General features: G+C 70.1%; 7 protein-coding genes and 1 pseudogene. 4 read left to right on the top strand and 4 right to left on the bottom strand.

Translation table 11 applies throughout. The features are described 5' to 3' along the window. Window positions 1–184: 184 nt before the first annotated feature. Window positions 185–949: a M48 family metallopeptidase gene (locus ABAZ39_RS26510; RefSeq protein WP_040137346.1), complete on the bottom strand. Its 765-nt coding sequence runs from the start codon at window positions 947–949 to the stop codon at window positions 185–187. 133 nt (window positions 950–1,082) lie between these two features. On the opposite strand from ABAZ39_RS26510, the gene ABAZ39_RS34815 reads away from it, so the two are divergent. Both ABAZ39_RS34815 and ABAZ39_RS37165 read left to right on the top strand, forming a co-directional pair. Continuing rightward, complete coding sequence (locus ABAZ39_RS34815; protein WP_198129127.1) at window positions 1,083–1,259, top strand: hypothetical protein; 177 nt, start codon at window positions 1,083–1,085, stop codon at window positions 1,257–1,259. A gap of 178 nt (window positions 1,260–1,437) precedes the next feature. Beyond that, window positions 1,438–1,848, top strand: a pseudogene (locus tag ABAZ39_RS37165) (hypothetical protein); the annotation flags it as partial. Between the two features lie 291 nt (window positions 1,849–2,139). Here the strand turns inward: ABAZ39_RS37165 and ABAZ39_RS26500 are convergent. Further along, window positions 2,140–3,168 (bottom strand): AbrB family transcriptional regulator, encoded by a 1,029-nt coding sequence (locus ABAZ39_RS26500; protein ID WP_051658572.1) that lies wholly within the window; start codon window positions 3,166–3,168, stop codon window positions 2,140–2,142. 213 nt (window positions 3,169–3,381) lie between these two features. On the opposite strand from ABAZ39_RS26500, the gene otnI reads away from it, so the two are divergent. Next, window positions 3,382–4,164 carry a 2-oxo-tetronate isomerase gene (gene otnI / locus ABAZ39_RS26495; RefSeq protein ID WP_040137083.1) on the top strand — a complete coding sequence of 261 codons (783 nt, stop codon included), beginning with the start codon at window positions 3,382–3,384 and terminating at the stop codon, window positions 4,162–4,164. Between the two features lie 2 nt (window positions 4,165–4,166). Beyond that, on the top strand, window positions 4,167–5,057 hold the full coding sequence (locus ABAZ39_RS26490) for an AEC family transporter (RefSeq protein WP_040137081.1): 891 nt from the start codon (window positions 4,167–4,169) through the stop codon (window positions 5,055–5,057). 106 nt (window positions 5,058–5,163) lie between these two features. On the opposite strand, the gene ABAZ39_RS26485 is transcribed toward ABAZ39_RS26490, so the two are convergent. Both ABAZ39_RS26485 and ABAZ39_RS26480 read right to left on the bottom strand, forming a co-directional pair. Then, window positions 5,164–6,150, bottom strand: coding sequence for a glycosyltransferase family 2 protein (locus ABAZ39_RS26485; protein WP_051658571.1), 987 nt, complete (start codon window positions 6,148–6,150; stop codon window positions 5,164–5,166). After that, window positions 6,147–7,070 carry a glycosyltransferase family 2 protein gene (locus ABAZ39_RS26480; RefSeq protein ID WP_051140669.1) on the bottom strand — a complete coding sequence of 308 codons (924 nt, stop codon included), beginning with the start codon at window positions 7,068–7,070 and terminating at the stop codon, window positions 6,147–6,149. The genes ABAZ39_RS26485 and ABAZ39_RS26480 overlap by 4 nt, the downstream gene beginning before the upstream one ends. Window positions 7,071–7,089: the final 19 nt, after the last annotated feature.

Here is a 7,089-nt window from a genome sequence, read left to right as displayed (position 1 = left end):
GGTTCATTCCCCTGCCTTGCCCCGACGCCACTTTTGCGCGGCGCCGGAGTCCGGTCAAGCCGGAATGTTGACTCCGGGGCAGGGGAGGGGAGTCAACATTCGGCGAGAAAATTTTCTCGCGGGCCTTTCTCGCGAGACGGGGCCCTGGCGGGCGGTGCGGCCGCAGCGCCACCCGCCGCTCCGGTCAGCTCGGCTTGTACGCCGCCTTGGCCTCGGGCATCAGCTTTTGCAGCGCGGCGATGCGGTCCGCCGTGCCGGGGTGGGTGGACATGAAGGTGGGCTGCTCGGCCCCGGCCTGCTTCATGTTCTGCCACAGCTCGATGGCCGCCTGCGGGTCGTAGCCGGCGCGGGCCATCATCAGCAGGCCGGCGCGGTCGGCCGCCAGCTCCTGGTTGCGGGAATAGGGCAGCAGCAGGCCGTACTGCGCGCCGGTGCCCAGCGCCGCGGCGATCATCTCGCTGCCGCCGACCCCGCTCGCCCCGGCAACAGCCCCCAGGATGCTCGTGCCGGCGTCGGTGGCCATCTGGGTGCTCACCCGCTCGGCGGCGTGGCCTTCCAGATTGTGGGCGATCTCGTGGCCGATGACGGCGGCGAGCTGCGCGTCGGTCTTGGCGTATTGGAACAGGCCCTCATAGACGCCGATCTTCTGGCCGGGCAGGGCGAAGGCGTTGGCTTCCTTGCCCTGGAACACGCGGACCTCCCATCCCGCGGGGTCGAGCGAGGCGGCGCGCAGCAGGCGGGCCGAAATCTGCTCGGCGCGGCGCTGGTAGCTGGCGTTGGTGGTGGCCGGGGTCGACTGGATCAGGCGTTGCCAGTCCTGCTGGCCGAGTTCGACGAGCTGCTCCTGCGAGACGAGGTTCAGCCCGAGCCCCGTCGAATTTCCGGCGCATCCGGCCAGCGCCAGGGACCCGGCCAGCGCCGCGGCAAGGCACAGGGGTCGGACGGTCATGGTCGGCATTGCTCTTCCTCCGTTGTGGTTCTGTCCACCGCATCCTATCCGATGGCGGATGGGCTGTGCCGGGGCAATTCGGTGGTCATGTTTTCGGTGGCCGTGTTCTGAAAGCCGCAACGTTTGGCAAGGCGTGATGTTGCTTGCCGTCACCGCCGTCTGCTACTGGGTGGGGGAGGCGATGCAGAAGACTGTCTTCCAGGATCTGGACAGGGTGCCCGACAAGGTGGCCTCTACCTCGGCCATGGCCGCGCGCAACGCCGCCCACCTCGCGCGCTTCATGAAGGAGAAGCAGTATCCCGGCGAATGACGGTTCCCGGTGATTAGACGTCTAATAGCGTCGCATCGCCGTCTCCTCCCGCCCGTGCCATTCTGTGGATATCCTCTCAAGAGCCTTCTCAACCGCCTGCGCGATTCCATGTATAGTCGGTCTTGTAGGCCGGCGATGCGATGGCGTCGCCGCGGGTGGATGGTGGCAGGAGGAACGGGTGGCGACGCTCAAGGAATTCGAAGAAGCCTTGAAGACGGCGGGCAACACGGAGGCCCTGGAGATCCTGGGCAAGCTGCGCGAACGCGATAAGGCCCAGCGGTCGATCCGCCCGGCGCGGCGCGTCGTCGGCAAGAAGATGACCCCGGAACTTGCCGCGCAGATTCTGGAGCTTCACCGCACCACCGACATGACGCAGCAGGAGATTGCGTTCCAGCTCAGCGTCAACCAGGGGCGCGTGAACGAGGTCATCAAGCGCGGCAAGTGGCTGAACGACGACCCGAACGCTCCGGAGGCCGTCGCCCGCGACAAGGCCAAGGCCCGCGTCAAGGACGGGGTGGGCATCGAACCGCGCCCGGCCCGTCCGAAGAAGAAAAAGGCGGCCAAGCCGGCCGAGGAACCGGCGGTCGAGCCGGTCCAGGAGGCTGTGGCGGAGGACGTGCCTCCTGCCGCGGCGCCGGCTCCGGAAGAACCGGCCCACGCGCCCGAGCCGGTCGAGGCTGCTCCGGAAGCGTCCGTGCCCGAACCGGCTCCTCTGGAGCGGGTGGAGATGGCCCTGAACCCGGACGCCCAGGATGCGGCGGCCCAGGAAAAGCAGACTGAGGAGAAGGCGGCGGCGGAGAAGGCGCCCAAGGAGAAGAAGAAAAAGCGCAAGGCCGAGCCGCCGGCACAGTTGCTGTTCGATGGGCTGTAAGACGTCCGCTCAGCCGCGGCGGGGCTGCCACCAGCGGGCCAGGAAGCCCAGCCCGGCGAAGCGCACGACGTGGTGCGTGCCGACGAAGGCGGTATCGAGGCCGAGCACGAAGGCCACGATGGTCATCGCCTCCACCCCGCCCGGCGCGTAGGCGAGCCAGAGCTGGCCGAAGGGGAGGCCGAGCAGCCAGCCTCCCGCCCAGGCGAAAACCGAGGAAAGGACGAGCGCCAGCGCCACGCTTTCGAGCGACGGGCGCAGCGCCGCTCGCAGGGACGCCAGCGTGACCCCGGCGAAGCGCGACCCGATCAGCGCCCCCGTCACCACGAAGCCCGCATTGAGCAGCCAGTTCGGCAGGCGGTGGTCCACGAGGCCGCTGCCATGCAGCAGCGCGCTCCCCAGCATGGCGCCGAGCAGCACGCCGCCGGGCACGCGCAGCTTCTGGAACAGCAGCCCGGCCAGGGCGCTGGCCCCGATCAGCAACGCCAGTTCGGGCAGGGCGTCCGCCGGGTCGGACGGGGCAGGGCGGGGCGGCAGGCCGGGGGTGGAGGCAATCAGATCCAGCAACCAGGGCATGGCGGCGACCAGGACGAACAGCCGCAGGCTCTGCGCCAGCGCCACCCGCGGCAGATCGGCCCGGCTCTCCGCCGCCAGCACCAGCACCGCGCCCAGCGCGCCGGGAACGGCAGCGTAGCGCGCGGTCGCCGGGTCCCAGCGGTGCACCCGCTCCAGCCACGCCGAGCAGGCGTACAGGCAGGCCATCACCGATCCGGCAAGCAGCGCCATGCTGAGCGGCCAGGAGGCCATCTGGTGCAGCGTGTCCGGCGTCACGCCGGCGCCCATGGAGATGCCGAGCAGAACGAAGGCGGCGGTGCCGAGCGGGGAGGGCAGGCGGAGCGTCAACCCGCCGAGCGCCCCACCGGCCACCGCGGTCATCGCCCCCATCAGCCACGCCGCGGGAAGCCCCGCCAAGGCGAACAGCCCGCCACCCAGGGTGGCCAGAAGGAGGGTCAGGGCGGTGGAGGCGAGTCGCTTCATCATCCGTCGGGTCCGGCTGCGGCAAGGGCCGTGCACTGTGCGTGTCACCCGCAATCCCGCGCAACCGGTATGGGCGGTCACCTGACAAGCGTGTGCGGCATAGGCCGGCGATTGTCCGGACCGTCCGCCTGCTGCATTGTCGGAGCAACCGGCCGCCACGGCGGCCCAGACGACGCGGGAGGGGACCATGCCGATAAGAACCGGGGGACGGACGCCATGAGGTTCGCCGCCAACCTGTCCATGATGTTCACCGAGCGGCCCTTCCTGGAGCGGTTCGGCGCCGCGGCGGCGGCCGGCTTCGATGCGGTGGAGTTCCTGTTCCCCTACGACGTGCCGGCGGAGCGGATCAAGGCGGCGCTGGACGCCCATGGGCTGACCCAGGCGCTGTTCAACCTGCCCCCCGGCGACTGGGCGGCGGGGGAGCGCGGCATCGCCAGCCTGCCCGGCCGCGAGGCGGAGTTCCGCGAGGGCGTGGCGACCGCCATCGCCTACGCTAAGGTGCTGGGCAACCGGCTGCTGCACTGCATGGCCGGCATCCCGCCGGAGGGGCACGATGCAGCTCTGGCGCTCTACACGGACAACCTCCGCCATGCCGCGGCGGCCTGCGCGGAGGCCGGGTTGACGCTGCTGGTGGAGCCGATCAACAACCGCGACATGCCCGGCTATCTGATGAACGGCACCGCGCTGGCCCGTCGGGTGATCGAGACGGTGGAGGCGCCGAACCTGAAACTCCAACTCGATCTCTACCATTGCCAGATCAGCGAGGGCGATCTCGCCACCCGCATCCGGGCCAACGCCGACCTCACCGCCCATGTGCAGATTGCCGGCGTTCCCGACCGCCAGGAGCCCGACCGTGGCGAGGTCAACTATCCCTATCTGTTCGAGGTTCTGGCCGACACCGGCTACCGCGGCTTCGTCGGCTGCGAGTACCGCCCCCGCGCCCGGACCGAGGACGGGTTGGGCTGGTTCCACACCGCCAGCACGCAGGCTGCGCGCTGACCATGGATCTGCTCGCCCCCCTGTCCAGCATCGCCGCCGTCGTCGTGCCGGTGTTCCTGATCGCCGCCCTCGGCTTCGGCTGGAGCCGCGCCAAGCTGCCCTACGACAGCGCCTTCATCACCACCTTCGCGATCAACGTCTCAACCCCCTGTCTGGTCTTCTCCTCGCTGGCCCGCCTGACGCTGGGCGGGGACGACCTGCTGACCATGGCGGCGGCCTCGGTCGGCAGCATGGCGCTGGCCGGGCTGATGGCGACGCCGATCCTGCTCGCCAGCCGCCTGCCGCTGCGCGTCTATCTGCCGGCGCTCAGCTTTCCCAACGGCGGCAACATGGGCATTCCCGTCTGCCTGTTCGCCTTCGGGGAGACTGGGATGGGGCTGGCGGTGCTGTTCTTCGCGACGCTCGCCGTCCTCCAGTTCACCATCGGCCCGGCCCTGGCGGCAGGGCGCACGGACGCCAAGCAGGTGCTGCGCACTCCGGTGATCTACGCGGTCGCGCTGGCCGTTTTTGTCCTGCTGACCGGCGTCCAGCCGCCGCAATGGGTGACCAACACGACGACGCTGCTCGGCAACTGCGCGGTGCCGCTGATGCTGTTCTCGCTGGGGGTGGCTCTTGCCGGGCTGCGGATGCAGGGGATGATGCGGTCGCTGGCCATGTCGGCGCTGCGCCTGCTGCTCGGCTTCGCCGCCGGTCTGGCGGTGGTGGAGGTGCTGGGCCTGGAGGGCACGATGCGCGGCGTCGTGCTGCTGGAAAGCACCATGCCGGTGGCGGTGTTCAACTATCTCTGGGCGCTGCGCTACAACAACGCGCCGCAGGAGGTCGCCGGGATGGTGCTGGGGTCCACGGCGCTGTCGTTCCTGACGCTGCCGCTGCTGCTGGCCGTTGTGATGTGAAGAGGGGGGAGGGGAGCGCTTGCCCCACCCCGGCCCTCCCCGCTGGGCGGGGGAGGGAGATTGATTCCCTCCCCTGCGATAGCGGGGGAGGGTTAGGGTGGGGGCCTCACGCCGTCGCGGCGTCCGAATGGGTCGCCGCGCGCACCCGGCGGTGGAAGGACGGCGGCACCACGCAGGTCCCGAAGAACATCAGATAATGCCGCATCTTCGGATCGCCCGCCCGCGTCGCCTCGGCCAGCAGGCGGCGGACGGCGTTCCAGTCGCCCTCGCGGCGGGCCATGCCGACGACCTTGGTCATCAGGAAGGCGGCGTAGGCGTTGCCGGTCATCAGCGGACGGTGCGTGCGCGCCCACTCGAAGGCTTGCCGCCAGTCGTCGACCGAATGCAGCGAGGCGCGGCCCTCGTCGATCTCTACGAAGCACAGCGGCTCATCCACGAAGACCAGCTCCGCGCCGGGTTGATCCAGCGCGCGGAACAGCCAGCCCCAATCCTCGAAATGGCGGTAGTCCGGCATCGGCACGGCGAGCGCCAGCGAACGCGGTACCATGATCGTCGGGGTGGCGAGATAACCGGGGCGGGACAGCGGGCTGCGGCGGTCGATCAGATAGTCGCTGATCGGCTCGCCCGGCTCCGGCCGGCGCTGCGGCCAGACGTAGCGGCGCTCGCCGATGCTGACGCTGGTGCTGCAGGAGACCACCGGCAACTTGGCGCCCGACGCCTTGGCGGCGGCGAGCTGCCGTTCCAGCTTCTCCGGCGCCCAGGAATCGTCGTCGTCCAGGAAGGCGATCCACTCGCCCAGCGCCGCCTGCACGCCGGCGTTGCGCGCCCCCGCGGGACCGAGCGACGCCGGGTTCTGCACGATGCGCAGGCGGCGGTCCTCCACCGCCTCCAGCGCCGCGACGGTGGCGGGGTCCGGACCGTCGACGACGACGATGATCTCGACGTCCTTGAGCGTCTGGGCGCGCACGCTCTCCACGGCGTTCAGCACGAGATGCGGGCGGTTGCGCGTCGGGATGACCGCGCTGACGGTGACGGGCGGGGCTTCCGCCGCGCCGCCCTTCATCGCCCCGCTGTTCGCCGCAACGTCCTTCATCGCTTGTACTCCAGATATTGGAAGCCCATCAGGCCGTAGAGATAGCCGCTGCCGACGCAGATCTTCTGGAGACGGCGGATCGGCCAGCTCGTGTCGAAGGCCATCACCATCGGCACCAGCGGCAGGGCGGCAAGGTTCAGCGCGATGTGCGCGAGCCCCAGTGTGGAGCGCTTCACCAGCGTGCGGCGCTGGCCGTTCAGCTTGGCCTCGGTCAGCGACACGCAGGTGCCCAGGCGGAAGGCGCGGCGCAGGATCCAGCGCGCGGTCATGCGGCTGGCCGGCACATGCTCCTCGATGGTCGCCTCGTCGCACCAGACGATGCGGTGGCCCTGGCGGCGGATCTGCTCGAAGAACAGCACGTCGCTGCCGCCGGACAGGCTCAGCTCCGGGTCGAAGCGCACGCCGCCCTTCAGGATGGAGCGGCGGAACAGCACGTTGCCGGTGGCGCAATAGGCCGGCTCGCTGCCCGTGGGCATGCGCTGCAGGTCGTGGAAGCGGCCCTTGGTCAGCCAGTCGGGCGGGCGCTTCTCGTAGATCGGAAGGACGGGGCCGGCGACCACGGCGGCGCCGGTGCGCTCCATGGCCGTCACCAGCCAGTCCAGCCAGCCGGGGCTCGCCACCTCGTCGTCGTCGATGAAGGCGATCAGGTCGGCGTCCGTGGTCTCGTCCAGGCAGCGGTTGCGGGCGGCGGGAATGCCCGGCACCGGCTCCGCCGCGTAGCGGATGGGGAAGCGCCAGTCCTGCGCCATCTCGCGGCACAGCGGTTCGGCGGAGCGCGCCGGGTCGTTGTCCACAACCAGCACTTCGACGTCCAGCGGGGCGTCGGGGTTGAAGGTCAGCCCCTCCAGCGACAGCAGCGTGCGGTGAAGATCCTTCGGCCTGCGGTAGGTGCACACGCAAACCACCAGCTTTTTCGACATGATGCCTGTTCCTTCCTCA

This window comes from Azospirillum argentinense (assembly GCF_000632475.1).
GTDB classification, from domain to species: domain Bacteria; phylum Pseudomonadota; class Alphaproteobacteria; order Azospirillales; family Azospirillaceae; genus Azospirillum; species Azospirillum baldaniorum.
The sequence above is the reverse complement of the archived record's forward strand: the minus strand, read 5'-3'. Positions and strand labels throughout refer to the sequence as shown.

Bases quoted from the DNA above. Each gene is read 5' to 3' on its own strand.
- otnI (WP_040137083.1), top strand. From the start codon at position 3,382: ATGAGGTTCGCCGCCAACCTGTCCATGATGTTCACCGAGCGGCCCTTC.
- ABAZ39_RS26510 (WP_040137346.1), bottom strand. From the start codon at position 949: ATGACCGTCCGACCCCTGTGCCTTGCCGCGGCGCTGGCCGGGTCCCTG.
- ABAZ39_RS26485 (WP_051658571.1), bottom strand. From the start codon at position 6,150: ATGAAGGACGTTGCGGCGAACAGCGGGGCGATGAAGGGCGGCGCGGCG.
- ABAZ39_RS26490 (WP_040137081.1), top strand. From the start codon at position 4,167: ATGGATCTGCTCGCCCCCCTGTCCAGCATCGCCGCCGTCGTCGTGCCG.
- ABAZ39_RS26500 (WP_051658572.1), bottom strand. From the start codon at position 3,168: ATGATGAAGCGACTCGCCTCCACCGCCCTGACCCTCCTTCTGGCCACC.
- ABAZ39_RS26480 (WP_051140669.1), bottom strand. From the start codon at position 7,070: ATGTCGAAAAAGCTGGTGGTTTGCGTGTGCACCTACCGCAGGCCGAAG.